Below are 26,041 nucleotides of genomic sequence, written 5' to 3' on the forward strand. Positions count from 1 at the left end.
TCCACTTCTTCGAGGTGGATCTAACGCCCGTCAAGAACTGAATCCGGGAACTAAATGGCAAGGCTCATCAAATCGCTGTCGCCCCTTCTTCCTCCTCCATCAGGGCAAAGGGATTCTGGCGTGCAGGAGAGACAAAGCTCACCAGCACTGTTACTACGAAGTTCAATACGAGAGCGACAAAACCAGCGTTGATCCCGTGAAAGGGATCACGATGGGTCAGCATCAGTGCCGCGACAACGACGAGGCCAGTCAGGAGCCCACTTGTCACGGCGATACTTGTTACCCGTGGCCAGAAGAGGCCGAACACCACCCCCGGGAAGAACTGCGTAACACCTGCATACCCGAGCAACAAGAGGGCGACCAACGTGGTCGAACTACGCAGCGCAAGACCAAAGCTGACGAGTGCCAGCGCAAGGACTGTCACCTTTGCCAGTCGTGCAACCTTATCCTCAGACATCTGAGGCGCGACAAGCGGACGGAAGACGTTCTTGGCAAAGAGAGTGGAGGCTGTCAGAAGTATGATCGCAGCCGGCACCATTGCTGTAAGCGCACCTGCTCCGCCAATCACACCCAGAAACCAGGCGGGAAAGGTCTTACGCGCGAGCATCAGCAGAGACATATCGCCATTGGACAAACCGGGGACGATGAGCAACGCGGCGAATCCAGCGATCAGGATGAACACAAGGCTCAACGTGTAGAGCGGAGTGACGATGGCATTCCGGCGGAGAATGTCACCGCTCTTGGCAGTAAATGCTGCACCGAAGGTATGGGGCCACATGTAGAAGCCACATGCGCTAAGAAGTACTGTCGAGACAAACCATGTGTGGCCCATGGTTTTTGTAGCGCCCGGCATCAGCAGGTGCGTGGGATGGCTTACGACCAGTTGGCGGAACAGTGGACTAAAACCACCGAAGTAATGAATAGGAACGTAGATTCCGATGGAGAGAGCTGCGAGGATCATCAGGAGATCCTTGATTACGCTCACCCATGCCACCGACCGCATGCCTCCAAAGGAAACGAACATGGCGACGATGGAGACAGCGATCAGCATGGAGGCGTTCCGCGGGATCTGGTCGAAGCTTGCGACCTGCACAATGATGCCGAGACCGGTCAGCTGGATCTGCAGGTAGGGAATGACAAACAGGACGCCAACAAGAGAAACAAGGAGCGCCAGACCTTTGCTCTGGTAACGCTTCTCGAAGAAGTCGGACTGTGTTTGCAAGCCATGGCGACGGCCAAGCTCCCAGATGTAAGGCAGGATGTAAAACGAGACCACATAGCCCAGGGTGATATACGCCATAATGTACAGCGCGGGGCCGCCGCGAGAATAGGCCCACCCGCTGGCTCCGAGGAAAGCAAAGGTGGTGTAGATCTCTCCGGCCATCAGCAGCCACATGAACAGCAGCCCAAAGCTTCGGCTCGCAATAGACCACTCTTCGAGATTCATCTTACGTCCGGCTCCCGCGCGGAAGCCGACGGCGCTGCCAATGAAAACGATGGCAAAGATGATGCTCATGGCAATTCCAGCAGGCGTCATAGGGTCGTTCCCCCATCCTTGCGCCTGGATTTTTCAATCAGATTAGCCAGAGCCATGCATCCACTGCTCAGGACAATCCACAGAACAAGCCAGAACAGATTGAACGGCAGGCCAAACACTGTGGGTGTGATTCGATCCCACAACGACACGGACAGGCACATACCAGCAAATGGCACAATGCCTATCGCCACGGAAAAGATGGAGGGTCGTCTCATAGTCGGTCTGATAAACCTAATGTTATGCGAAGTCGATGGCGATCACTTCGTAGTCCAACACAGATGAGATATGGAACTGAAGCGTGCTACCGGACACAGTGTGCGGCACTGCCCCTACCTTCACCAAGGCATGGACGCCAGCAACTCGTTTGCCTTTAGGAATCTGTACTTCTACAGACTGTGGAGGAGAAGCAATGAGCTCGTGCATCTGCGGACGCATCGCCATTGGATTAGTGAGATTTACCAGGTGTACCGTCATAGAGTTCTTCTGCAGCCACGCGGTCGAATCGAACAGGCCCTGACCTTTCACGCGGAGGGGAGAAGGCTCGTCGGTAGCCCACTCGATAGCATTCAAAAGCAGCCGCTGATGATCGTGAGCCATAATATCCCAGTAGACACGATCGATATCCCAAGGGAAGTAGACGACGCGACCGGCTCCCACCTGATTCATTAAAACATCGGGCATATCGGTCTTCTCGACCGTCCAATAGGTTTTTTCCATCGGCAGATTTGCGATGGCTGGAATGCGGAGAAGCGGTTGAGCCGCAGGATCGGAGTGCGGCTTGATGTTGAGCTGCCATGTTCCGCCAATCAGCGTATCCGCGTCTTCCATACCTCGCAGCAGCGTACCGTACAGAGCACTTTGTTTCTGAGGATAGAGGTAGGCGTTTTGCACTGGAGCCTTGGTGTTCACCCTTGACAGAAAGGAAGCCCCAAACAGATCGGCAAGGCCGAAATCTTTGCGGAGATTACCCTGCTCGTCGCAGAGAGAGGTCTCATAAGTGGCAACGATACCTCCCCCGCGCTTTACGAAATCGCGCAACTGCTGACACTGTTCATCCGACAGAGCAGCGATGTTGGGAAGGATTAGCGTTTTAAACCGGCTGAGATTGTCCGGCGTCAGCGTGTGGTCATGGACCATCTCGAATGGAGTACGGGATTCGATGAGAGCCTGATAGAAACCGAGTTGAGGATCCTCAACGAGACGATGCGCATCAACCGTACCGGCATAGAACTGTGCCGTCTGCTGGGAGTACACCATCCCGATCCGAGCGATGGGTGCGACATTCCGCAGGTAGCGCTCGTTCTTGTAGTGCCAGAGATAGAGATCCTCAATTACCTTGAGCCCTCGCCTGTCATGGAGCTGGCCGGAGACCATGTTGAACCAGGGACGAAGGCCGTTCGCCACCCCGTCCTGAACCCAGATCCTTGTCTCAGCCGGACTTTTGGTGGAGTTGAGCCATCGATATGGTGAGACGATGCCGACATTAAAGATGCCACCAATCGCTTTATTGCCGAGCGTTGAACGATATTCTTTGCCGTTCTTTCCGTTGGCCCACGGGACCATCACACGCTCGCGGCACTGGCGATCGGCGAAGAGAGTCGGAGACAACTCTCCAACCTTCTTCATATCGAGACCACTCAAAGCACCACCGCCGGAGTTCGCAATGTAACGAGCGTCAGGACGAACCTTACGAATCTCGGTATCCCATAGCTTCCACAGTTCGAAGCGCCGGGCCTGTTCCCACATCAGATAATGCCGATAGACAGGATTTCGGGGATCGTGATCGCGCGGCAGATCTTCGTGATACGCCTCGCGAAAGTTGCGAACGCAATGTTCGCAGTAGCACATGCCATTACCGGTCCAGCGATTAGAGAAGATTCCGCCGACGTTATACATCTCGACGATCTCTCGAGTGACGTCGGTCATGAAGTCAAAGTTGTAGGGCCCCAGAGTGCAGGTGAGCCACATGCCCGGATAATCCGGATGCGGACGTTTTTTGCCATTGGCATCGACAGAAATCCAATCCGGATGCGCTTCGTAAACATCCTGATACGTCGCATGAGGATCAGTACGTGCGAGGACGGCCATGTTCTGCTTGCGACAGCCATCCACCATCTCGGCATAAAAGCCTTCGTTTCCATCCAGCCATTTGCTGCGATGGTGGTATTTGATCTTCGTCGGGTAGAAGGCGACCACACCTCCTGCCGAAAGACAGGCGCCGTCTGCATGGATTCGCTTGAAGTAGTCCAGCCAGAACGCGCGATCCATCTTCGCGGGATCGTCTTCGGTTAGGTTTAGCTGCGCCCATCGCATCGGACGATCAAACCACTCTGAATCCGAAGAGATGAGGGGAGCAGCACCTCCTGGAGCTGTCATCGCGAATGCGGCAGCAGCAGTTGTCGTCTGTAGAAAATCTCTGCGTGTCATCATGACTTCACTCCAACCAGTTTTAGAAACATCAGGAAATCAAAGCTTGTGTAGCGGGAAATACGAGGCACCTGCTGAGTTGCATGGCGTCAAAATTGATATCGCAGAGCGAACTGCATAATCCGGGGATCACTCGCCGTGGTGATCTTGCCGAATGATGTGGATGCATTGTTGAGATTTCCATCCGGCTGACCGAAGTTGGCATGATTGAGAGCATTGAAGAACTCCGCCCGGAACTGCAATGCTCCAAGATGTTCAGTGATCGGAAATGTCCTCACGAGGGAGAGGTTCACATTGGCGAGACCGGGGCCACTAATAATATTTCTGCCGGCATTGCCGTAGGTTCCAGGTAGATTCGCCGTGAAGGCGGCAGTATTGAAGTAACGGGTGATCTTATCCGTCTTGTTGAGGTAAGACGCACGATATGGGATGCCGATCACGTTGGGACGATCGAAGTTGACACCAGTAAGCGATGCATCTCTTCCAGTCACGACCGTGAATGGGTTTCCACTGGATAGCTGAACCAGGCTGTTGACACCCCAATTGGAGAAGACAGAGCGCAAAATGGGATTAGCCTCTTGGGGAAAAGGAATCTGATACACGATCGAGCCCGCGAAGACATGTCTCCGATCGAAATCGGATCGGCCTCGATCTCCACCCGGATTAGCTGGATCCTGCGGAGTTTGACCAAGATTGGTCGCTGAATAAACGTCGAGCAGCTTGCCCCAGGTATACGCCAACATGAACGTCAATCCATTGTTGTAACGCCTCGAAAGAGAGGCCTGCATTGAGTGATAGGTCGCGTTCGAGCAGGTGCATACCTGGCGAACACTGCCATAGACGCCGGGTAGAAGTGCACGTCGAGAGTCCGTGTTTGACAGTGTGGAAGATGGACCCGTGTAGACAGCAGGGTTGGCCTGCAGCATCCGGACCAGGCCATGTTCCAACTTTCCGACATAGCCGATGTTCAACTGCATGCCGCCGGCAAGCTGCTGTTGGATCGAAACACTGAAGTTATGTACGTAGGGAGCGTTCAAGGTCGGTGTAGGAACCGTAAACAGACTCATCGGGAAGGTGAATTTCGAGTTCGTCGGAGAGTAAACATAGGGGAAGGGATTGACGGTTCCCGCGTACGGGTCTTGCAGGCTTCGTGGAGTGTTAACAGTGTTCGAGATTACAAATGGTTGATTGACCGCGGCGTACGTAAAGATATCGGAGCGGAGGTCTTCGAAGAAGAGACCATAGGCAGCGCGAATACTCATGCGGCCATCTCCGCGAGGATCGAACGCAAGCCCCAAGCGAGGAGCCACATTGTTGTAGTCGGTAGGTACCAGGCCATTTTGAACGCCGGGGTCGCCGGGAAAAACCATACCCAAGGGAGCACTTGGATTGACGACGCTCTTCTGACCGGCACGAAACGTATTCGTTCTATTTCCCGTAATTCCGAAGGGCTGAAAGACGGAGTAGCGGATACCCAGATTGAGGGTTAGTCGATTTGAGACGTGGAAGTCGTCCTGACCAAAGATGTATCCGTCCCAGGTCTTCGCATTACGGTGATACGGACTTGCCTGGAGCAGACGAACAGGACGTCCAATCAGGAAGTCAGCGAATGCGTTGCCAGTTTGAGTCCCATCGAAGGTGAACGTTCCATTATTCCCTGAAGAGCCAAAGTTATATAGCTCCAGCCGTTCTATCTCGCCACCAATGCTGACGGAATGACGGCCACGCGTCCAGCGGATCGTATCGCCAAGTTGATAGATATTGTCGTGCTCATTGAATAGATCGGTCGTGTTCAGATTTACGAAGCCGCTGATGTTGATATTGGGAAGCTGAGGCGTCACGACGCCAGGAAAATTGGCGCCGAAGTCAGAGAGCTGACGTGTGTCCTTTTGCGAGACATTGGAATCGATACGACTTACTCCAAGTCGAAATTCATTCAAGAGAGAAGCGCTGAACGTGTGAGTTGCCTGAGAGGCCCAGTTCTGCAGGTTCAGACTTGTATCGCTGGGGGCATACGGCGATATCGTTCCAGCCTGACTGGTCAGCGTTCCGTTGTCTCGAAAATATCGGATGAAGAAGAAATCTTTCGCGCTCAGGTTGTAGTCACCGCGTACTACATACTGGTTGTCATTGGTCGGGCTCGAAACCAGTTGCACGACTCCAGCACCGCTCGATGTACTCGGAATAAACTCATTCATCATGTTGATGGCAACCGGATCGAAGTCGGCCGGATTTACCTGGCCACCGGGATAGAAGCCACCGTGAATCGGATTTTTCAGAACCGTCGAAGCACCGAAGAATCCGCTGCGTTGGGCCGCTGTGGGGATAAAGGCCGGGGAAAGGATCTGTGACTGACGAATTCGCGTGCCTTGGTAGGAGCCGAAGACGAACAGCTTATCGTGAATAACTGGTCCGCCAAAGGTGCCGCCGAACTGGTTTTGAATCAGCGAGGGTTTCCGCGTCGGATAACGCGTGAAGTAATTCCGCGCATTCAGAGCCGTATTACGGAAGTAGTCATACGCCGTTCCGTGAAACTGATTTGTTCCTGATCGCGTGACAGCAATGAAGATGCCGCCGGAGTTGCGTCCGTACTCTGCGCTGGGACTGCTGGTGAAGATCTGGAACTCCTGCAATGCATCAGGATTGGGCAGGTTCAAGGACGTATTCTGCGTGATGTTCTTCCAGGAACTTCCATCGAAACGAAACTCGTTCTGTGTATCTCTTCCGCCAGCAACTGTAATTCCAGCTCCTCCTCGACTCTGTGTCTGAACCGTAGGTGGATTGATGATGTTCGTGACCCCCGGGACAACGGCCGCCAGAGTGAGCGCATTTCTCCCATTGAGCGGAAGCTCCTGGATACGCTCACGACTTACCAACTCGCCCATAGCGGCCGAATGCGTATCCACACCCGATGCCTGCGCATCGACCTGGACGGTTTGAGATGTGGATCCTACCACCAGCACCACATCGACCCTGGCATTCTGATTCACTACCAGCGTGATCCCTCGTTGAGAGAAGGTTTCAAAACCTTGCATCGTGACTGTCAACTGATATGGCCCGATTGGAAGGTTGGTGAACAAATAATTCCCTTCTCCTTCCGTCTTCATCGCTCGGGAGAAGGAGGTTTGCGTGTTTGTTGCGGTCACTTCAGCGCCCGGGACTACGGAACCGCTGGGGTCGCGAACGATACCCAGCAGCGACGCGGTCGTGCTTTGAGCGTACATGTTGGAAGAGGGCATCTCGAGCACCAGCACCGGAACAGCAAAGATCAGAAACAGTTTCCGCCACATCGCAACCTCCTTCGTTCTACAACGCTGTGAAACAGAGATGGGAGAGAGAAGACTTGCTGCTGCGCTACTTGTTCAGGCGGAAGTCTTATCCGTTGCGCTTCTCACCTGGCAGGATGCAATCTCTTCAAGAACTCGGATTGAACCACTGATATCCTCTTCGCCGTAGCCCATGGCGATCGCGGTCCGCAGCTGCTGCTGTGAAGCGGACGTGGTGAAGAGAGGCACTCCCAGCTCAGACCCCACTTCCACCGCCAGCCCCAGGTCTTTCTCCATCCATCGAACAGAAAACGTGGTTGAGAAATCCCCTTTCAGCACAAATTCCGCTTTGGAAGCTACGTATCCGGAGCGTGCGCCGGTGTTGTTGAGGATCTCAATCATCACTCTGGGATCGACGCCCCCCTTAGTGCTCAGGACCAGCCCTTCGTTGAAGGCTTGCAGAATGTTGCCGAGGACCAGATTCTGAGTGACCTTTGCGTGCAGTCCCATTCCCTGCTCACCGCAGTAGTAGAGCGCCTTGCCCATGAGTTCGAAGAGCGGTCGAGTTTCCTCGAATGCGTCCCGGTCGCCTCCAATCATGAATGACAACGTGCCCGCTTCCGCCCCGGGTTTCGATCCGGTACACGGTGCATCTAGGAAGCGAATTCCCTTTTCAGCCAGCTGCGCACCTATCTGCTTGCTGGCAGACGGCGAGATGGTGCTGCAGTCAACGATCAGGCTTCCCGCGGCAGCCCCGGAAGCCAGTCCCTGGTCGCCGAGGATCACTTCCTGCGACATAGCGGTATCACCGACGCAAAGGAAGCTGGTGCTGCTCCGGGCAGCGACATCAGAAGGAGTCTTCGCCAGTGCGCAGCCATGTTCCTGAGCAAAGCGTGCAGCCTTATCTGAGTTGTGAGACCAGACCGTCACATTGTGACCGCCCTCCGCGAGATGAGCCGCCATTGGAGCGCCCATAATTCCGAGACCCAAGAAACCAACGTTTGCCACAAGAAACTCCTTGTCGCTGTGGCGAGCAATTCGCGTTTGTGCCACAGAAACTCAGTGAAGAATGGAGAGATTTAGCCGTGAGATTGTCATATTGTCATACCAATGTCAAGCTATAATTCGCGTGATCGGGAGGGATCTGCCAATGTTGTATCGTGGAGAAGGCTTGCTTCGACCAAATCAGCCAAGAGGGCAACAAGATAAAGTGACGCGTCTGAAAGTTCGGCCAATCCGTAAGAGTTCCATCAGCGATGACATTGTGCAGCAGATCATTACCCTGATCTCCAACGGAGACCTGAAAGCCGGTCAGCGTCTCCCATCGGAGCGCGATCTCTGCGTAAAGTTTGCGGCCAGCCGTTCTTCTTTGCGGGAGGCACTCCGGTGCCTTTCCATCATGGGCGTGCTATCCGCACGTCCCGGCGAAGGCACATCGGTTGCGATGGATGGCTCAAAATTCATGGAGACCGTGCTGCACTGGCGTATGAGCACGGAACAGCACGATATCGAAGACCTCATGGAGGTGCGCATGGCCCTGGAGGGCGTCACCGCCGCCAGCGCAGCACGCAATGCGCAACCCGCCGATCTGAAGAAGTTGCAGGATCTTGTAGCGAAGATGGATGAATCGATAGACGACGCGAAGCGTTTTGCCGCACTCGATCTTGAGTTTCACCTCGGCCTCGCCCGCGCCTCCAATAACAAGCTCATCCTCGATCTCGTCTCGGTCATTCGAGGTCAGCTGGAGCGCGGCGTTGCGAAGGTGCTGCAACTGCCCCACGCGATGCCTTTGTCAGTTCGGGAGCATAAAGATATTCTTCAGGCTATCGTGGACCATGACTCCGAAAAGGCACGGGCTGCGATGCAGACCCATCTCAATGCAGCAGTTCTTCGCCATAGGTCCGCGGTTGAAGAATCTCTTCGACAGGATGCATAGCTTCTCAGAGACGTCAGCGTACATTTTTCAGATATTTCGCTCTCGCTTCATGCAATTGCCCAATGGCTAAGCCCTCAAGCGGACGAGGGGAACCTAACTGGTGCGCCACGAGACATATCTGAGCGAAATGCTCGACTGTCTCCATCTTCAGAAAAGCATCGAGAATGCTGTGTCCGTATGCCACCGCGCCGTGATTCGCCATAAGAATTGCAGTATGATCGGGAATCAAAGAAAGAAGACTCGCTGCTAGCTCTTCAGTTCCGGTCGTAGCATATGGGGCTAGCGGAACTGGACCAAGCATCATCACGGCCTCTGCACAGAGCGGTACATCGAGCGCTTTCCCTGCGCAGGCAAAGGCGGTAGCCAGAGGAGGGTGCGCATGCACGACGGCTTTCACATCGGACCTGCACTGATATACAGCGAGGTGAATTCCAATCTCACTGGTAGGTCTTCTTGATCCCGCAATCTGCCGCCCGTCCAGATCGACGAGGACGATATCTTCAGGCCGCAACAGGTATTTGCTGCAACCTGTCGGCGTCGTAAGAATCAAATCAGAACTAATCCGGACAGAAAGATTTCCGGAGAATCCAGGCATGAAACCCAGCCGATACAGCCATTTGCTGAACTTAACAAGGTCGCGCCGAAGCTCGTGTTCTGTGCTGTTTCCATTCGCGATCAAAAGGCAGCTCCTGTTTGCACTCTATTCCAACACATTTGAGCCGCTCAAATCGAACAGCATCATGGAAAGATGCATCTTATTACCATATTGAGGTCTGATGAAAACAAGTGAAGTTCTGAATGCGTGGGCAGGAATTCTCAGTGGTCATAAACCTTCTCTTTCGATCGAGATAACAAAGGAGTGTCCTCTTCGTTGCCCCGGCTGCTACGCTTTTGATGCAGCACACCTGGGCGGGGAAACCGGTCTGCGTCAACTCTCCGACTTTCGAGGAACTGAGCTTGTCGAGAAGATCCTGGCGATCATTGATCGAGAGCGGCCACTCCATGTCTCTCTCGTAGGTGGCGACCCTCTGGTGCGTTACCGGGAACTCGAGATACTGATTCCTCAGATAGAGGCTCGTGGCGTTCATACTCAGGTCGTGACCAGCGCCTTCCGTGTCATTCCCCCGGAATGGAAGCGGTTCGAACATGTAAATGTGGTTGTGTCGATCGATGGTCTACAGCCCGAACATGATGAGCGGCGAAAACCTGCGACCTATGAACGCATACTCAAGAACATCGCCGATGCAAATATCACCATCCATTCCACCATCACGGGCAATATCGCCTCCCGGCCAGGGTATCTCGAGGAATTTCTCTCCTTCTGGAGTCAGCGGCCACAGATTAGAAAAGTGTGGTTCAGCCTCTTCACTCCTCAGATCGGAGCGACCGGCCCGGAGATTCTGAGTGCGGAGCAGCGTATTACTGTGACTCACGAGCTCCTGCGATTACGCGAGCTCTATCCCATCCTGGATATGCACGAGAGCCTGATTCGTGAGATTCTCTCGCCACCCAAGAGTCCTCGAGACTGCATCTTCGCCCGGACCACCCACACCATCTCTGCTGATCTGGAAACGAAGATCACACCATGCCAATTTGGTGGAGAGCCCGACTGTTCGCAATGCGGATGTATCGCATCCATGGGGCTCGCCGCAGTTGGACACCATCGCGTCGTGGGGCCACTCACGGCCGGACACATCTTCTACGCCTCTGACGAAATCGGGAGATCTTTCCGCAACATCAAACGTGCTTTTACAAAAAGACCTGCTGGACCACAGGCTAAAGCCTTCAAAATTCTGCAGAACTAGCCGAACGGAATCACCTATTGTCACTCTGCGACGTGCATGAAGGCTGGACCCAGGCATGAATGCTGGATCAGGCTCGACAGCTCTCAGCCAGATGAAAAGCCAGCCCATAGCTTGGCTGGCTGATGGTCTTTTCTTGTGGAGCACCGAATGGGATTTGAACCCATGAATACTGGTTTTGCAGACCAGCGCGTTAGCCACTTCGCCATCGGTGCTCGTCACTCCGCCGCAAACCCGCGGCGGAGTGTGACTTCCAACAGATTACCTTATTTCGGTTGAGCTGCTGTGCGGAGATAAGGCTTGACTGTCTTGTATCCTGGAAACAGTGTATTCGCCTCCTCGTTGGACACAGCTCCCGTAATGATGACGTCTTCTCCCTGCTTCCAGTTCGCAGGGGTAGCTACCTTGTGCTTCGAGGTCAGTTGCATGGAATCCAACACCCGGATGATTTCGTCGAAGTTGCGGCCGGTGGTCATCGGGTAGGCCAGCGTCAGCTTGATCCGCTTGTCAGGTCCGATCACGAAGACGTGCGCACCGGAGCGTTATCGGCAGGCGTACGGCCCTCGCAGCTGTCGCCGGCATCTGCCGCAAGCATGTCATAAAGCTTGGCGACCTTCAGCTCAGGATCGCCGATGATCGGGAAGTCCACGTCTGCGCCACTGACATCCTTGATGTCCTGCGCCCATTTGCTGTGGTTGTCGACCGGATCGACGCTAAGGCCAATCACCTTGGCTCCTCGAGCCGCGAACTGCTTTTCGAGATTAGCGACTGCTCCAAGCTCTGTCGTGCACACGGGCGTGAAGTCTTTGGGGTGCGAGAAAAGGACGACCCAGTTATCGCCAATCCAGTCATGGAAGTTAATCGTGCCGTGGGTCGTTTCTGCAGTGAAGTCAGGAGCTACGTCGTTAATGCGCAGTGACATGTTCTTTCTACCTTCCGGGGCAGCCGCCCCACTTTCTATTTTTTCAATGGGCCGAGAAAAACCCACCCGGCGCAACGGCTTGGGTGGGTTTATGTGCTACTCGAAGATGTCTACTCCGGTTCGCTCATGCACACACCCTCACTCGGTCACAGCAACAGCACATCCGAGTCTGGTTTGGCATCATCTTCATGGAGAAACAGATATTTCGTCCGCATCAGGAAGAACGCCTGGCTGCGGTCTAACCCAACATAGTCTGGGGAGAAGGGCGATGTCAACTCTCCTCCCCGCGACGGGATCTATTTGATGATCGGCAGCAGTGCTGCCAATTGCACATTGGCCAGAAGCGTCAGGCGGTTATCGACCTGCAAAAACTTCGCTGTCTGTTTGGCTCCTATAGCCTTCTTGAATCTGGGAACATACTTCTTGCGCAGCGACGCCATCGAATCCTCATACTTCAGATAGCGCTGGATGTAGCTGTCCGCCTGGGTGTCATCGATCTTGTCGTAGTTCGCTGCATAATCTTTGATTAGTGCGACCCGATCATCGCCGACCTTCTGCTGTTCATGCGCGTAGTCGCGATAAACCGGCCAGAACGCCGTGGACTGCTCCGGCGTAAATTCCATACTGCGTGTGATGATGTCCGTCTTATCGGCTTGGATATCCTGCCGCAGGACTGCAATATCATCGTCAGTCAGAGGCCTTCCGGTATTTGCGTCCGCAGGAGCCTGAGCAAAGACTTGCATGGTTGCTGCCGTGAAGACAAGCAGGCAGAGATAACGTGTGATCGACATGGTTCACTCCCTGAATCCGCTGGATTTTTGTGGAAGTTGGAGCCCTTAGATCTGACGTGCTAGCCCGATACCATCTTCTTTGTAGCCAAATATCACCTTTGGCCCGGAAAGCTGCATCACAACGATAGAAATGGAAGCATAGCACCTGTGCGCTTCGATTGCGCCAATAAGTACACGGAAATCCGCAGGAGAAAACATAGATTCACGTATCATGGCGCTGCGTTCCGCACTTCACTTCGAAAGCTCTCTCTTTTCTAAATTGACGCCGCCCCCTCCATTTACCGCTCACATGGCTTTCGACTACGCTCTGGTCGACGTATTCGCAGAGCGCCCGCTCGAAGGCAATCAACTGGCCATCTTCACAGACGCACGTGGGCTTACTTCGCAGGAGATGCAGGCCATCGCACGCGAGACCAATCTCTCTGAGACAACCTTCATCTTCCCGCGCGAGCCTGAGATCGAACACGAGCGTGGCGTACGTGTGCGCATCTTCACGACAGAGGAAGAACTCCGTTTCGCGGGGCATCCGACGTTGGGGACAGCAAGCTGGCTCTACTGGAACCACCCTCGATTGCAAGGTGCAGAGAACATCTCGCTCGACCTGCAGGTCGGCACTATTCCAGTACGCTTCTCACCTCCTGAGCCAAACGGATACGGAATCTTTGGCACGATGCGCCAGAACGATCCGATCTTCGGTCCCATACAGAATCCGACAGACCTGGCAGATGTGCTGGGGATGCGGCTCGAGGATATCGATCCCGCACTTCCCATTCAGACCGTGACTACCGGGAATCCATTCTGCATGGTTCCGTTGCGCTCCCCGGAAGCTGCCGAAAGAATCATGGTGCCGCAGACCGAGAGCGTTGAGCGATACCTGCAGGAGCACCGGGCAAAGTTCTTCTACTTCGTGACCCGCGCAAAAGCTGACAGCGGAGCCCAGTGGCACGCCCGCATGAAGTTCTACAACGGAGAAGATCCTGCGACAGGATCGGCAGCTGGCCCTGCAATTGCATGGCTTGTACGCAACGGTGCAGCAGCAAGTGGTGAGACAGTCATCTTCGAACAGGGTGTCGAGATGCGACGTCCCAGTCGCCTGTATCTCTCAGCGAAGAATATCGGTGACAACATCGGCGAAGTGTTCGTCGGAGGACGCACCATTCCTGTTGCAATGGGACGCCTTTTCCTGCCGTGATGCACTTAATTTCAACAGGGATGCTTTGTGAATCGTCAATAAATTCGCGCCGATTTACAAAACGGTGGATGTGCAAGTTCTAATCTCTCCTCTTTTCGCTCTAGCTTCGCCATTGCGTTGCGGCTCATCTCTTCATACTCTTGGCAAGCGTTAACGATTGTTCTCGCATGCAACATGCGGGACATCGCTGATGAGTCTTTCGCCTGTACTACTGAAAACCTGAGTTGAGAGACGCTCGACTGTCACACAGTCGCGAGTCTTCGAACCGAAGCATCGAAATCTGCACCCTTCCGCATGTCATCCATCACAGATGGCAGCGCGGCTATTCGCAGACCGATCCATTCGCCTTCGAACTTCTCGCGAGGCAACCTGTGTTGTCCCGAGCATCTCTCTCACCCTGCGGTCCGGCCGTTACACGTCGGACGTTGGCACTGTTCCTGTGTGGGAGCAGACAGGAGAGCTTTGCCTCTCCTGTCTGCGGACCTCCGGGGACAGACGGACCAACTCGCGCCCGAAAACGTCTCGGACCGGGCCGGCAGGGAGCGCCTGAACCATCCCGGGCCTGCGGATCGCTAACCAGCCGATCCGCAGACCTGGCCCATCAGCCGGAGTGACCATTACGGTCTTCTTCCGGCAGAAGCGAGACTGCCTTGCGGCCTAAGAAGACGATCCTCTGCGTTGACGACAACGAACAAGCACTGTCTGTCCGTACATTTCTGCTTGAGACTCGCGGTTACCGCGTGATCCCGGCACTTTCTCCCCAGCACGCTCTCGAGGTCGTGGAGCAGTCCATACCCGGATCTCTCGATCTTCTGCTCAGCGACCTCAACATGCCTCAGATGGATGGGAACGAGCTCGTCCGTCGCGTCAAGCAACTGCAGCCTTCCCTGCCGGCGATGATCGTCTCCGGCACCCTCGGAACCTCCGACCGAGCCTGCTGCGCCGACGTCTTCCTTCCCAAGGGCGCAAGCTCGCCCGCTGAATTGATCGAACGCGTTCGCGTTCTGGTGGCGCGTAAGCGTGGTCCCAAGCGGGCACACATTCCGCAACGCGTTGCATTTGGCCCGGCGCTGGCCTCTTGAGCATTCGCATGCACCGCAGGCTGGGAGAGCCTGGATAGCAGGCTCTCCTTTCGCACCCAGGTCAGGTTTCTGATTGCCGCCTTCTGAGGTACCGAGCGCAATGAGATTAGGGCGCGAGCAGGATTCGCAGATCTCTCAGGTTGTTTCCTGTTGCACCTGTAGTAATCGCGTCGCCAAGCTTCTGCAGGAGTGGATAGCTCGCAAATTCTGCAATCGCCTGATCGACGGAAGAACCTAAGCCCATCGCTCTCTCGACCGTGTTCTTGTCCGCTATGCCGCCTGCAGCAGGACTATTTCCATCCACTCCATCACTGCCGACACTCAACACCGTGATCTCTTCGCCGGCAATCATGCGCGCAGCTTGCAGCACGAAGTGCTGGTTCCTGCCACCTTGACCTGCAATTCCGTGCGGCACGGTTACAGTAACCTCTCCAGCTGAGAGCAGACACACACGAGGCTGCACGCGCCGCAACTCGCGCAACCGGTTCACCAGATAGACAGCAGCCTCATCCGCTGGCCAGTCATCGCAGGTATCGTCAACAGTCACATGCCAGCCCAGTTCAGTTGCGCGAGCTTCTGCGGCACGTTCGAGCGATGAGCTGTCAAGCAACACCGACCATCGCGAACGCCCAAAGATTGGTTCACCCCGCTTCGGCGTCTCCGCCAGGGAATGCGTTCGCAGCAGATCTGAGATCTGAGAAGGCAGCCGTGACATCACGCCATACTTTGAAACGGCAGCATATACATCCTCAAGCGTGCTCTCATCCGGCGTCGTGGGCCCTGAAGAAAGAGCATCCAGTTTGCCTGACGGCACGTCTGAGATCGCAATCGTCAACTGCTCAGCGGGAGCAGCCGCCGTCGCAAGTCTTCCACCCTTCACTGAAGAGAGGTGCTTACGGACGGTATTGATGGCGGTGATCGGAGCTCCACTCTCCACGAGAGCTTTATGGGTTGCCGCGATGACCTCTAACGGCGTCCCCGCATCGAGAAACTGCTCGACCATCGAGGAGCCGCCGCCGCTGATAAGAAAGATCACGAAGTCCTTCTCCGACAGAGAAGACAAGACCTGCACAATCGTCTCAGCCGCCGCGATGGAATCTCTGTTCGGGCTTGGATGGCCGGACTGAAACACAAGGAATCTGTCGGATGGAACGATCACAGGATCGGGAGCTGCGATCACTCCTTCGAATCGCGAAGAGGCATCTCCGCTCCGAGCAAGAAAGGAGGAGAGCATGGGCTCGGCGGCCTTTCCCATAGCGATCAATACGCATCGATCGAATGTTGAAAGATCGTAACGGAACCCGTCAACTTGCATCACCTCTTTATCGAAGTGAATCCGTTCCTCAATCACTCGCTCGACTCGTGCGACACGGAACGTGTGCTGAAAGATATCGAGAATGTCCTGTCGTGCAGTCTGCATCTTTATGTCACAGCCATCGTTACAATATTTTTGGCAACCACCAGTTGCGCTCCGGTGCGCGCCTGTACTTCTTCCGCGCTGACACCTTCAGCGATCTCCGTCAACAAAAGACCTCCGGAAGTTACTCTGATCCAGGCAAGCTCCGTGACGATATCATCCACAACGTGCGTTCCCGTGAGAGGCAACGTGCATCGTCCCAGAATCCTCGGCTCACCCTCTTTTGTTTGGTGCTCCATCGCGACGATCACGCGGCGAGCTCCGGCGACGAGGTCCATCGCTCCTCCCATTCCCTTCACCATCTTTCCGGGAATGGTCCAGTTCGCCAAGTTTCCTTCTTCGTCCACCTGCATGGCGCCGAGAACGCTCATGTCCATATGCCCTCCGCGAATCATCGCAAATGACTCGTCACTGGCGAAATAGCAGCATCCAGGAAGCTCCGTGACCGGCTGCTTTCCTGCATTGATGAGGTCGGGATCAGCTTCTGCTTCATCTGGAGGCGGACCAACGCCAAGCATGCCGTTCTCCGACTGAAAGATGACGTCCAGCCCTGGAGGAAGATAAGAGGCAATCATGGTCGGCAAACCAATACCAAGATTTACGTAGAAGCCATCTCTTACCTCCCGCGCGATGCGGCGCGCAATCCTCTCCTTTCCTGTCACGCTGCGCCTCCGGTCATATGTTCTTTAATGAAGCGTGACTCAATGGGCTTGCTATAACGCTCTCCAACAACGACCTGCTTTACATAAATTCCCGGAGTAACAATGTGATCCGGATCGAGTTCTCCCGGTTCGACCAGCTCCTCTACCTCCGCAATCACTACCGCAGCCGCAGTGGCCATCACAGGGTTGAAATTGCGCGCTGTCTTGCGGTAGACAAGGTTCCCAAGCCTGTCACCTTTCCATGCCTTGATCAGAGCTACATCCGCGTGCAAGGCCGTCTCGAGCACATACTTCCGTCCGTTTAGCTCTCGAATCTCCTTGCCTTCAGCAACGACCGTGCCCAGCCCGGTAGGAACGTAGAAAGCCGGAATTCCGGCTCCACCAGCACGTATCCTCTCCGCGAGGGTTCCCTGCGGAATGAGTGTGAGATTTAGTTCACCTCGAAGCACCATCTGTTCCAGTCTGCGGTTCTCGCCGACATAGCTACCGATATGCGAAACGATCATCCCGGCCTCGAGCATCAGCCCCATGCCAAAGCCGTCGACGCCCATATTATTGCTGATTGTGTGAAGCCCCGTGATGCGCCGCCTCACCAGGGCGGCGATCAGGTTCTCAGGAATTCCGCACAAGCCAAAACCTCCGAGCATGACCGTGGATCCAGCCGCAATGTCCGCGACCGCCGCATCCGCTGAGGTTACAACCTTGTTCATGCCGGATAACCTGCAGCTATTTCTGCGTCGTAAAGGTGAAGGTTGTCGTGCTGTGCCGCGTCTGTCCCGGCTTCAATTCGGTTGAAGGAAACGAGGGGTGATTGGGCGAATCAGGAAAGTGCTGTGTCTCGAGGCACAGTGCCGTGTTCTTCGCATACGGCCATCCGCTCGCGCTCTTGAAGGTCCCATCGAGGAAGTTGCCGGTGTAGAACTGCACGCCCGGCTCCGTCGTCTGTACCGTCATCACACGGCCCGACTTCAGATCATGCACCTTCGCCGCCAGCTTCAACTGGCCATCCGCTCCGTTCAATACCCAGTTATGGTCGTAGCCCCCGGCCAGCTTCAGCGGCTCATAGTCGGCGTGGATGCGTTTGCCAATAACCGTCGCGTTGCGGAAGTCCATCGGGGTGCCAGCCACCGGGGCAAGCTCGCCCGTAGGAATCAGCCCCTTGTCCGTCGGCGTAAAGCGGTCGGCGTTGATGGTGATCTCTTCGTCCAGAATCGTACCGCTGCCTACGCCGCCCAGGTTGAAGTACGTATGATTCGTGAGGTTCACCACCGTGTCCTTGTCTGTCGACTCGCTGTAGTCGATACGCAGTGTCCTGCCGTGCACGGTATACCTCACGTGCGCGGTCAGCGTGCCCGGAAAACCCTGGTCGCCATCCTTCGACACCAGCGTCATCTCCACGCCGCCCGGAACCTCTTTGCCAGTCCACACATGCTGGTCGAAGCCCACCGTGCCGCCATGCAGCGAGTTGATCCCGCCATCATTCTTCGGCACGTCGTAGGTCTTGCCGTCCAGCTTGAACTCGCCGTGAGCGATGCGGTTTCCGTACCGCCCCACGATTGAACCGAAGTACGTCTTCTTATCCGCCAGATAGTCCGAAAGCTTGTCATACCCCAGGACAACGTCGGCTACCTTGCCGTTCTTATCCGCCGTGTTGATCGCTACGATACGGGCGCCATAGGTCATCACCTTGACCTCCAGCGCATCGCTCTTCAACGTGTATATATCCACTGCGGTTCCGTCCGGCATCTTTCCGAACGCCGCCTTCGTCACTGCCGCCCCTGCATCTGCTGCCATAGCCATGCTAAGCAGCATAACCGCTAACCCACGTATCGTCACGCTCAGCTCCCTGCCCTTCGCTGCCACTGCGGCGAAGACCGTTTCTGCAACCCTGCCACTATAACGTAGGCCCCGCCAAACATGTCACTCCGGCCGTCCCATCATGGTTGTCGGTCGCGAATGGAGGACGGAAGTTCTCGGGAAGCCATTTTTTGAATTGAGAGCGGCGGATAAACGCAAGCGCCTTTGTTGCCTGCAAGCTGAATAAGTGCATTGGCCTGTTATCAACAATGGATATGACACTGAACGAAGCTGTTATTCAGAGGTTGGAATTAGAACCGGAGGCTCTTTAGTCCAGGAATAACCTTTCTCGGCCAATTCGTAACCCACACCATAGAGCGCACGCATGTAAACCGGATCGAACTCTTCCTTGTGAGGGGTCACAAAATTCGGTGGAATGAAAGCGAGGTTGAAATCGATCCCATCCCTCCGGGTAACCGTATAAATACGGTAGAGATCGCCGACGCCTTGAGACTGGATCAATGTGCCGATGGCCTGGGCCGCAATCGGTAATGTCCTGCGTTCCACCTGCGCCCATTCCGGATCGAGCCGGGCATTCCGGAGAATGTAGAGCTTTCTTTCTCGATTTACTCCAGCGATCTCCGACAAATCCTTAAGCCGTACGGCCGTCGGATAGATGAAGACCTGAGCAGCGGTATTTCCGTCAACATGCATCTCCTGGTACTTCTTGCCGCCCACTTCCACATCGATCATCACTGGAGGAAACGTGGCCGGAATGGCAGAAGAGGCGATCAGAAGCGACCGGACTAACTCCAAAGATCCAGGACGGCCACTCGCTGCAATTTTAGTGATGTTCCAGATGACCGGCTGTCGCGCATCCAGATCTACAGTCCCTATCAGAAGCATGCGTCCCTTCCCATGCTCAACAGCAATCGCATCCAGCATGCCCTGGTCGATATTCTTCTTCACCAGCTTTTTCAAGGGGGTATTGTCGGCCATGGCATCATTCGTCACGACTGCGAGAATGGAACGTTTCTTGGCGATGTCTTTTAGTGAGATGCTCGTGTAAAACTCTTTCAGTTTCTTGTCATACGCCGGTCCCAGAAAAGCGAATGGCGCAACGAGAGCTCCCGTGCTTACGCCAGTTACGAGCTTGAACTCCGGTCGCGTCCCCGCCTTGGTCCACCCATTCAGAAAGCCCGCAGCAAAAGCGCCGTTGTCGCCCCCTCCGGAGATTGCGAGCATCGCTATCGACGGAAGAGAACCGGAATGGCCTTGCTTGGCGTAGTAGGCGTCTTCAAGCTCCATGGTCTTTCCGTAATCGTCGATAAATACCTGGACGCGGTCAGGATTCTCGGGGAAGTACCGTATTCCGTAATCCATTCCAGACACAATTGCTTTTGCGGCCAGACCACTCGGCACGGCCGCATGACGCGAATGTGCCGCGCATCCCTGCACAATAATCAGAGAAAGAGATAATCCGAGTATGGCAACCGACTTGGGAAGCGATCTCATTTGCACCTGAGTTTAGGTGATGAGTTAGCTGAACATAAAAGAGAGCCCGTCAACTGTCATCCGCACCGACAGAGCCTCCGTCCGCGACAGAGGAGATGCAGGCGACTTAGTGTACCGGAAGATGGCGAGAAGCTCCAGGAACGGGCATCTCTTAGCAAAGGGGTCATTTGGGCCTGCAATTCTCAACAAGCGCTATATCACCAAACCACTCATTGAACCGGGATAGTCTCGGGAAGATCGGCTCCCGTAAGTCCTGACACCTCCCCTGCATTACCATGATTCCGTCCCACTTCTCTGCGAAAGGAAGTTCATGAACCTGCGTCACCTCGCCGTCACCGCCTGCCTCGCTTCGCTTCTCTCACTCCCCGCCCTTGCAGCCGACCACTGGGTTGGAACCTGGGCCACCTCCCCGGTTGCTCTTCCCAATCCTGAAGCGAAGTACGGTGCCGCAGAGACCACCTATCGTGAGATCGTCCACATCTCCATTGGAGGCGATGCCGCACGGATCATCCTTACCAACGAGTTCGGGCTTACCTCCCTCACCATCAGCTCCGCCTACCTCGCCCCGCGCTCGCAGGGCAGCGAGATTGACGCCGCCAACACCCGCCCGGTCACCTTCAACGGCCGCACCTCGGTCACGATCCCAGCCGGGGCCCTCGCCGTCAGCGATCCTGTCGCCCTCAAGCTGCCTGCCCTCTCCGACGTCGCCGTCAGCTTCGTCGTTCCCGCGCAAAGCATCACCCAGGTCACCCATCACAGCTTCGCCAACCAGACCAGCTACACCGCCCCGGGAAGCGTCTCCGGAGCCCCCAGCCTCGAAAACCCCTCAGAGATCACCGACTGGCCCTTCCTTAAGGGCATCGACGTCAGGTCCAGCGACGACAAGGCCGCCTCAATCGTTGCCTTTGGCGATTCCATCACCGACGGCGCGCACAGCACCCGCAACACGAATCAACGCTGGCCCGACCTTCTGGCTCAAAGACTCCAGGCAGACAAGAAGACAAAGGATCTCGGCGTCCTCAACGAGGGAATCGGCGGAAATCGCGTCCTTCACGACAACACGGGGCCAAGCGCCCTGGAGCGCTTCGACCGCGACGTGCTGGCACAGGCAGGCGTGAAGTACCTCATCATCCTCGAGAGCATCAACGACATCGGCCATGCCCAGGACCCAGTGAAGCCCTACGACGTCGTTTCGGCTGAAGACCTGATCGCCGGACTCAGCCAGTTGGCAACTCGCGCCCACACCCACGGAATCAAGGTGTATGGCGCGACCCTAACCCCTTATGTTGGAGCTAAATACGCCTCCCCGGCAGGCGAAACCATGCGTCAGACCCTCAACCAATGGATCCGCACCACCAACCAGCTCGACGGCTTTATCGACTTCGACAAGGCCACCCAGGACAAGGGGAATCCTGCGGTTTTTTCGAGCAGCGCCGACAGTGGAGACCATCTGCACCCAGCAGATGCAGGGTACAAATCGATGTCGGACAGCATCGACCTCAAGCTCTTTACCAGGTAAACCGCGTAACCACCAAACGAGAACGGCGGTTAGGGCTTCTGCCCCGACCGCCGTTCTCATTTCAACTGAAACCGGAGTTACTTAAGCTCAAAACCGGCAAAGAAGTAGCCGATCTCAAACGCCGCCGTCTCCTCGGCGTCCGAGCCGTGGATGGCGTTCTCTCCGATGGAGGCCGCAAACTTCTTACGGATGGTTCCCTCTTCGGCCTGGGCCGGGTTGGTGGCGCCCATCAGCTTGCGGAGGTCGGCGATTGCATTTTCCTTCTCCAGAACCATCGGGAAGATGGGTCCGCTGGACATGAACTCGGTCAGTTCGCCAAAAAACGGGCGCTCCTTATGGACGTAGTAGAAGCCCTCGGCCTGTGTCTTGGAGATGGAGACCTTCTTGATGGAAACAATCTTGAATCCGGCCTTTTCGATCTCGGCCAGGATTGCGCCGGCATGGCCCTTCTTCACGGCGTCCGGCTTAATGATGCTGAATGTGCGTTGTGACAACGTATTTCTCCTCGCGATTTCCTATCCCACCAGTGTAAAGCACACGCATGAAAGTTCCCTTGCATGGCTTTCGCAGCCCATCGGGTGCATCATAGGCCTATGCGGAACTTCGCATGGATCTGGTTTGTCGGCTTCGCTGCATGGCTCGTGGATGGCTTTATTAGCCTTCACTACCGTTCCATGCAGCACGCTCAGCTCGCGTTTCTTGTGGCGATGGTCTTCCTGGCGGCCGGTTTTTTCTATCGGCGCCAGCAACGATAAGGTTCTTGCATGGGTGGCGGGAAACCGCAGATCCTTCGACTCCGGACCGCAAAGCACGGTCCTTGCTCGGGATGACACTTCCATCTAAAAGCAGCGGTTTCGCTCGAAACGACGCATTCTTGTTGTCTCCAAGACGAAAGGCACGGCCTGGAAGCCGTGCCTTTCGCTACTCAAGATAGTGTCGGTCAGGCCTTGCCGAGCACCTTTGCCATCGCGTCGCCGATCTCAGCCGGAGATTTGACGACGGTAATGCCAGCCTCGGACATCGCCTTCATCTTCTCGGCAGCCGTACCTTCACCACCGGAAATGATGGCGCCTGCATGGCCCATACGCCGTCCTGGAGGCGCTGTCTGGCCGGCGATGAAGCCGACGACGGGCTTCTTCACATTCTCTTTGATGTACTTTGCAGCAGCCTCTTCCGCGGATCCGCCGATCTCGCCGATCATGATGATCGCCTCAGTCTCCGGGTCCTCATTGAGCAGCTTGAGTGCGTCAATGTGAGTCGTCCCAATGATGGGGTCGCCACCGATACCGATCGCCGTCGACTGTCCAATTCCACGCTGCGTGAGCTGGTAGACGGCCTCGTAGGTCAGCGTGCCCGACTTGGACACGATACCAACGTTGCCTTCCTTGTGGATGCGGCCCGGCATGATGCCGACTTTGGCCTTGCCCGGAGAGATGACACCCGGGCAGTTCGGCCCGATCAGGCGGGATTTGGACTGCTTCACCACCTCCCACGTCTTGATCATGTCCAGCACCGGAATTCCCTCGGTGATGCAGATCACCAGCGGGACCTCTGCCGCCGCGGCCTCGAGGATTCCATCGGCAGCGAACGGTGGGGGAACGAAGATCACCGTGACGTTTGCTCCGGTCTCCTTCACCGCCTCTTCGACGGTGTTGAAGACCGGCCAGCCCTCATGCGTCGTGCCACCCTTACCCGGCGTTACTCCACCCACAACCTTGGTTCCGTACTCGGCGCAGCCCTTCGCGTGGAAGGTTCCTTCGCGCCCGGTGATTCCCTGAACGATCAGCCGCGTATTTTTGTCCACCAATACTGCCATTACTTACCACCTTTCGCAGCCGCGACAGCCAGGTCTGCCGCCTCTTTCATCGTTGCACCCACTTCGAACTTGAGCCCGGACTCAGCAAGAATCTTGCGGCCTTCTTCCACGTTGGTTCCTTCCAGACGAAGGATGATGGGAAGCTGCACGTTGAGTTTCTTTGCGGCTGCCACGACCGCGGTCGCCAGAACATCGACGCGCAGGATGCCGCCGAAGATGTTGATGAAGATCGCCTTCACGTTGGGGTCACTCAGCAGGATTCCGAACGCGTTTTCGATCTGCTCCTGGTTGGCACCGCCGCCTACATCGAGGAAGTTGGCTGCCTTACCGCCGGCGTACTCGATAATGTCCATCGTCGCCATCGCAAGTCCTGCGCCGTTGACCATGCAGGCGATCGAGCCGTCGAGCTTGATGTAGTTGAGTGCAAACTTCGAAGCCTCGACCTCGAGCGGATCCTCTTCAGAGAGGTCGCGGAGTTCCTTCAGGTCCTTGTGGCGGAACATCGCGTTGTCATCGAAGTTGATCTTGCAGTCCAGGGCAAGCAGCTTGTCGTCCTTCGTTGTAATGAAGGGATTGATCTCCATCAGGGTCGAGTCGGTCTCGATGAAGGCCTTGTACAGGCCGAGCATGAACGAGGTCGCCTGATTGATCTGGGTAGGCTTGAGTCCCAGCTTGAACGCCAGACGGCGCGCCTGGTAGGGCTGCAGACCGATGGCCGGGTTGATGTACTCCTTGTAGATCTTCTCAGGGGTAGCATGAGCGACCTCTTCGATCTCCATGCCTCCGGCCTGCGAGGCCATAAAGACCAGGCGAGCCGCCGCACGATCCAGCACGATGCCGAGATAGAGCTCGCGATCAATCGCCGAGCCCTCTTCGATCAGCAGCCGCTGGACCTTCTGTCCCTGCGGACCGGTCTGATGCGTGACCAGTTGCATCCCAAGAATTGTCTTGGCAGCCGTGGATGCGTCCTCGAGCGACTTGACGACCTTCACGCCGCCGCCCTTACCGCGGCCTCCGGCATGAATCTGCGCCTTGACGACCACCACCGCGTTGCCCTTACCGAAAAGGTCTTTGGCGGCTCTGTCTGCCTCTTCCAGGGTCTGAACCATCTCGCCGCCCGGAACCGGCACACCATACTTCCGCAGAATCTCTTTTGCCTGATACTCGTGAATTTTCATAGATAATCTTCGCCCGCGCGAGAAGTGTAGCGGACCCAAACAACGGGTCGCAATGCGAAACGCGAACAACGGTGCGGTTATCGTAATCTACTAGGTCAATTTTCCTACAATCACCTCGAAATTGCTCCCCCTTACCAGAAGCGTAAGACAAAACGTCCTTTGCTCTCCGGTCATCTGACCTACGAGGAGGGATGAATATGAGAGCAGTTGTATTGGAGGAATTTGGAGATGTGGATAAGCTGCAGATCGAAGAGGTGGAGGATCCCCAGGTCGGTGCGGGTGAGGTCCTGGTTCGCGTCCGCGCGACCAGCATCAATCCCGTCGACTGGAAGATCCGGCGCGGCGATTCCAAGAGCAGAAACCCTGTCGAGCTGCCTGCCATTCTGGGGCGGGATCTGGCTGGGGAGGTAGAGCAGACAGGGGCCGGAGTGACAGGGTTCAATAAAGGGCAGCGTGTGATGGCGCTAGCTGCGGGGACCTATGCGGAATTTACGACCGTAAAAGCTGATGTACTTGCCCCGATCCCGGAGAAGCTCACGTTCGAACAGGCAGCCGCACTGCCGCTTGTGCTTACCACGGGTGCGCAGCTGATTGAGCGGACAATCAAGGTCACCCCGGGGCAGCGAATCCTCATACTGGGAGCACTGGGAGGCGTAGGCCGCACTGCTGTCCATGTCGCGTTGCAGCATGGAGCGCAGATCATCGCCGGAGTTCGAAAGAGCCAGCTGGAAGAGGCAAAGCTATTGCCGGCGCAGGAAGTCGTCGCTATCGATGACGAAGACGAACTCGCCAAACTGCACGATCTGGATGCCATCGCCGACGCCGTGGGAGGAACAGTGGCTGCAAGGGCGATAAAGACATTGAAATCCGGCGGCGTCTTCGGAACCGTGCTCGCGCCACCAACGGATACAGACAAGCTCGATGTTCAGGTCAGAACCATGCGTGCCGAACCGGACGCCTCACGTTTGTACCAGCTGGCTGATGATGTCTCCCGGGGCAGCCTGATCATTCCAATCGTCAAGGTTCTGCCGCTGGAAAAAGTTCGCGAAGCGCAGAAAGAGGCGGAAGATGGTCATCCGCACGGCAAGATCATCCTTCTACCGTCCGCATAGCCAACCGGTAAAAGAAGCATGGAAGGGACAGGCAAGCATCTGGCTGAAGGGATTGTGCAATCGCAGATCC

The 26,041-nt window shown here is 55.8% G+C and carries 22 protein-coding genes, 1 tRNA gene and 1 pseudogene; 7 read left to right on the plus strand and 17 right to left on the minus strand.

What is annotated here, in order from left to right:
* Positions 1-67: 67 nt before the first annotated feature.
* From JAO29_RS01260 to JAO29_RS01275, 5 genes are all read right to left on the minus strand, one after another.
* Complete coding sequence (locus tag JAO29_RS01260; protein ID WP_334266357.1) at positions 68-1,516, minus strand: sodium:solute symporter family protein; 1,449 nt, start codon at positions 1,514-1,516, stop codon at positions 68-70.
* Positions 1,517-1,533: 17 nt separating this feature from the next.
* Positions 1,534-1,752, minus strand: coding sequence for a DUF3311 domain-containing protein (locus tag JAO29_RS23330; protein ID WP_442886289.1), 219 nt, complete (start codon positions 1,750-1,752; stop codon positions 1,534-1,536).
* 22 nt (positions 1,753-1,774) lie between these two features.
* Complete coding sequence (locus JAO29_RS01265) at positions 1,775-3,967, minus strand: alpha-amylase family protein (RefSeq protein ID WP_334266358.1); 2,193 nt, start codon at positions 3,965-3,967, stop codon at positions 1,775-1,777.
* Positions 3,968-4,053: 86 nt separating this feature from the next.
* A complete protein-coding gene (locus JAO29_RS01270; RefSeq protein ID WP_334266359.1) occupies positions 4,054-7,254 on the minus strand; it encodes a TonB-dependent receptor in 3,201 nt (1,066 codons plus the stop codon).
* Between the two features lie 72 nt (positions 7,255-7,326).
* A complete protein-coding gene (locus JAO29_RS01275) occupies positions 7,327-8,238 on the minus strand; it encodes an NAD(P)-dependent oxidoreductase (RefSeq protein ID WP_334266360.1) in 912 nt (303 codons plus the stop codon).
* Positions 8,239-8,440: 202 nt separating this feature from the next.
* Here JAO29_RS01275 and JAO29_RS01280 point away from each other — a divergent pair, with 202 nt between their 5' ends.
* Entirely contained in the window at positions 8,441-9,166 is a 726-nt protein-coding gene (locus JAO29_RS01280) for a FadR/GntR family transcriptional regulator (protein ID WP_334266361.1), read from the plus strand.
* Positions 9,167-9,179: 13 nt separating this feature from the next.
* Here JAO29_RS01280 and JAO29_RS01285 read toward each other — a convergent pair whose 3' ends face one another.
* Entirely contained in the window at positions 9,180-9,845 is a 666-nt protein-coding gene (locus tag JAO29_RS01285; RefSeq protein ID WP_334266362.1) for a class II aldolase/adducin family protein, read from the minus strand.
* Between the two features lie 97 nt (positions 9,846-9,942).
* Between JAO29_RS01285 and JAO29_RS01290 the strand changes: the two genes are divergently transcribed.
* Positions 9,943-10,971 carry a radical SAM protein gene (locus tag JAO29_RS01290; RefSeq protein ID WP_334266363.1) on the plus strand — a complete coding sequence of 343 codons (1,029 nt, stop codon included), beginning with the start codon at positions 9,943-9,945 and terminating at the stop codon, positions 10,969-10,971.
* Positions 10,972-11,107: 136 nt separating this feature from the next.
* Here the strand turns inward: JAO29_RS01290 and JAO29_RS01295 are convergent.
* The 3 genes and pseudogenes from JAO29_RS01295 to JAO29_RS01305 all read right to left on the minus strand — a co-directional run bounded on the left by JAO29_RS01295 (position 11,108) and on the right by JAO29_RS01305 (position 12,681).
* Positions 11,108-11,183, minus strand: a tRNA-Cys gene (locus JAO29_RS01295).
* Positions 11,184-11,234: 51 nt separating this feature from the next.
* Positions 11,235-11,890, minus strand: a pseudogene (locus JAO29_RS01300) (peroxiredoxin).
* Positions 11,891-12,186: 296 nt separating this feature from the next.
* Positions 12,187-12,681 (minus strand): hypothetical protein, encoded by a 495-nt coding sequence (locus JAO29_RS01305; RefSeq protein WP_334266364.1) that lies wholly within the window; start codon positions 12,679-12,681, stop codon positions 12,187-12,189.
* Between the two features lie 211 nt (positions 12,682-12,892).
* Between JAO29_RS01305 and JAO29_RS01310 the strand changes: the two genes are divergently transcribed.
* Both JAO29_RS01310 and JAO29_RS01315 read left to right on the plus strand, forming a co-directional pair.
* Positions 12,893-13,873, plus strand: coding sequence for a PhzF family phenazine biosynthesis protein (locus tag JAO29_RS01310; protein ID WP_334266365.1), 981 nt, complete (start codon positions 12,893-12,895; stop codon positions 13,871-13,873).
* Between the two features lie 650 nt (positions 13,874-14,523).
* Positions 14,524-14,955 carry a response regulator gene (locus JAO29_RS01315; protein ID WP_334266366.1) on the plus strand — a complete coding sequence of 144 codons (432 nt, stop codon included), beginning with the start codon at positions 14,524-14,526 and terminating at the stop codon, positions 14,953-14,955.
* Between the two features lie 106 nt (positions 14,956-15,061).
* Here the strand turns inward: JAO29_RS01315 and JAO29_RS01320 are convergent, their stop codons facing one another.
* From JAO29_RS01320 to JAO29_RS01340, 5 genes are all read right to left on the minus strand, one after another.
* Positions 15,062-16,375: a glycerate kinase type-2 family protein gene (locus JAO29_RS01320; RefSeq protein WP_334266367.1), complete on the minus strand. Its 1,314-nt coding sequence runs from the start codon at positions 16,373-16,375 to the stop codon at positions 15,062-15,064.
* Between the two features lie 2 nt (positions 16,376-16,377).
* Entirely contained in the window at positions 16,378-17,034 is a 657-nt protein-coding gene (locus tag JAO29_RS01325) for a 3-oxoacid CoA-transferase subunit B (RefSeq protein WP_334266368.1), read from the minus strand.
* Complete coding sequence (locus tag JAO29_RS01330; protein ID WP_334266369.1) at positions 17,031-17,744, minus strand: CoA transferase subunit A; 714 nt, start codon at positions 17,742-17,744, stop codon at positions 17,031-17,033. Before JAO29_RS01330 ends, JAO29_RS01325 begins: the two co-directional genes overlap by 4 nt.
* Before the next feature lie 16 nt (positions 17,745-17,760).
* Entirely contained in the window at positions 17,761-18,870 is a 1,110-nt protein-coding gene (locus tag JAO29_RS01335) for an aldose epimerase family protein (RefSeq protein ID WP_334266370.1), read from the minus strand.
* A 255-nt stretch (positions 18,871-19,125) separates the two neighbouring features.
* Positions 19,126-20,346: a patatin-like phospholipase family protein gene (locus tag JAO29_RS01340; RefSeq protein WP_334266371.1), complete on the minus strand. Its 1,221-nt coding sequence runs from the start codon at positions 20,344-20,346 to the stop codon at positions 19,126-19,128.
* A gap of 310 nt (positions 20,347-20,656) precedes the next feature.
* Between JAO29_RS01340 and JAO29_RS01345 the strand changes: the two genes are divergently transcribed.
* The gene (locus JAO29_RS01345) at positions 20,657-21,865 is read left to right on the plus strand and encodes an SGNH/GDSL hydrolase family protein (RefSeq protein WP_334266372.1); all 1,209 of its coding nucleotides are present in this window, start codon (positions 20,657-20,659) and stop codon (positions 21,863-21,865) included.
* Between the two features lie 77 nt (positions 21,866-21,942).
* On the opposite strand, the gene ndk is transcribed toward JAO29_RS01345, so the two are convergent.
* Positions 21,943-22,359, minus strand: coding sequence for a nucleoside-diphosphate kinase (gene ndk, locus JAO29_RS01350; RefSeq protein WP_334266373.1), 417 nt, complete (start codon positions 22,357-22,359; stop codon positions 21,943-21,945).
* Positions 22,360-22,422: 63 nt separating this feature from the next.
* On the opposite strand from ndk, the gene JAO29_RS01355 reads away from it, so the two are divergent.
* Positions 22,423-22,620, plus strand: a complete 198-nt coding sequence (locus JAO29_RS01355) for a hypothetical protein (protein ID WP_334266374.1) — start codon at positions 22,423-22,425, stop codon at positions 22,618-22,620.
* Between the two features lie 185 nt (positions 22,621-22,805).
* On the opposite strand, the gene sucD is transcribed toward JAO29_RS01355, so the two are convergent.
* Entirely contained in the window at positions 22,806-23,681 is an 876-nt protein-coding gene (gene sucD, locus JAO29_RS01360) for a succinate--CoA ligase subunit alpha (protein WP_334266375.1), read from the minus strand.
* Positions 23,681-24,859, minus strand: a complete 1,179-nt coding sequence (gene sucC, locus JAO29_RS01365) for an ADP-forming succinate--CoA ligase subunit beta (RefSeq protein ID WP_334266376.1) — start codon at positions 24,857-24,859, stop codon at positions 23,681-23,683. The genes sucD and sucC overlap by 1 nt, the downstream gene beginning before the upstream one ends.
* 197 nt (positions 24,860-25,056) lie before the next feature.
* On the opposite strand from sucC, the gene JAO29_RS01370 reads away from it, so the two are divergent.
* Positions 25,057-25,971 carry an NADP-dependent oxidoreductase gene (locus JAO29_RS01370; RefSeq protein WP_334266377.1) on the plus strand — a complete coding sequence of 305 codons (915 nt, stop codon included), beginning with the start codon at positions 25,057-25,059 and terminating at the stop codon, positions 25,969-25,971.
* The last annotated feature ends 70 nt before the right edge of the window (positions 25,972-26,041 follow it).

Source organism: Edaphobacter sp. HDX4 (genome assembly GCF_036877565.1).
In the GTDB taxonomy this organism is placed as follows: Bacteria; Acidobacteriota; Terriglobia; order Terriglobales; family Acidobacteriaceae; genus Edaphobacter.

Excerpts from the sequence above, each read along its gene's own strand:
- JAO29_RS01260 (WP_334266357.1), bottom strand. The coding sequence starts at position 1,516 with ATGAGCATCATCTTTGCCATCGTTTTCATTGGCAGCGCCGTCGGCTTC.
- JAO29_RS23330 (WP_442886289.1), bottom strand. The coding sequence starts at position 1,752 with ATGAGACGACCCTCCATCTTTTCCGTGGCGATAGGCATTGTGCCATTT.
- JAO29_RS01265 (WP_334266358.1), bottom strand. The coding sequence starts at position 3,967 with ATGATGACACGCAGAGATTTTCTACAGACGACAACTGCTGCTGCCGCA.
- JAO29_RS01270 (WP_334266359.1), bottom strand. The coding sequence starts at position 7,254 with ATGTGGCGGAAACTGTTTCTGATCTTTGCTGTTCCGGTGCTGGTGCTC.
- JAO29_RS01290 (WP_334266363.1), top strand. The coding sequence starts at position 9,943 with ATGAAAACAAGTGAAGTTCTGAATGCGTGGGCAGGAATTCTCAGTGGT.
- JAO29_RS01305 (WP_334266364.1), bottom strand. The coding sequence starts at position 12,681 with ATGTCGATCACACGTTATCTCTGCCTGCTTGTCTTCACGGCAGCAACC.
- JAO29_RS01310 (WP_334266365.1), top strand. The coding sequence starts at position 12,893 with ATGGCGCTGCGTTCCGCACTTCACTTCGAAAGCTCTCTCTTTTCTAAA.
- JAO29_RS01320 (WP_334266367.1), bottom strand. The coding sequence starts at position 16,375 with ATGCAGACTGCACGACAGGACATTCTCGATATCTTTCAGCACACGTTC.
- JAO29_RS01330 (WP_334266369.1), bottom strand. The coding sequence starts at position 17,744 with ATGAACAAGGTTGTAACCTCAGCGGATGCGGCGGTCGCGGACATTGCG.
- JAO29_RS01340 (WP_334266371.1), bottom strand. The coding sequence starts at position 20,346 with ATGAGATCGCTTCCCAAGTCGGTTGCCATACTCGGATTATCTCTTTCT.
- JAO29_RS01345 (WP_334266372.1), top strand. The coding sequence starts at position 20,657 with ATGAACCTGCGTCACCTCGCCGTCACCGCCTGCCTCGCTTCGCTTCTC.
- JAO29_RS01355 (WP_334266374.1), top strand. The coding sequence starts at position 22,423 with ATGGCTTTCGCAGCCCATCGGGTGCATCATAGGCCTATGCGGAACTTC.
- sucD (WP_334266375.1), bottom strand. The coding sequence starts at position 23,681 with ATGGCAGTATTGGTGGACAAAAATACGCGGCTGATCGTTCAGGGAATC.
- sucC (WP_334266376.1), bottom strand. The coding sequence starts at position 24,859 with ATGAAAATTCACGAGTATCAGGCAAAAGAGATTCTGCGGAAGTATGGT.
- JAO29_RS01370 (WP_334266377.1), top strand. The coding sequence starts at position 25,057 with ATGAGAGCAGTTGTATTGGAGGAATTTGGAGATGTGGATAAGCTGCAG.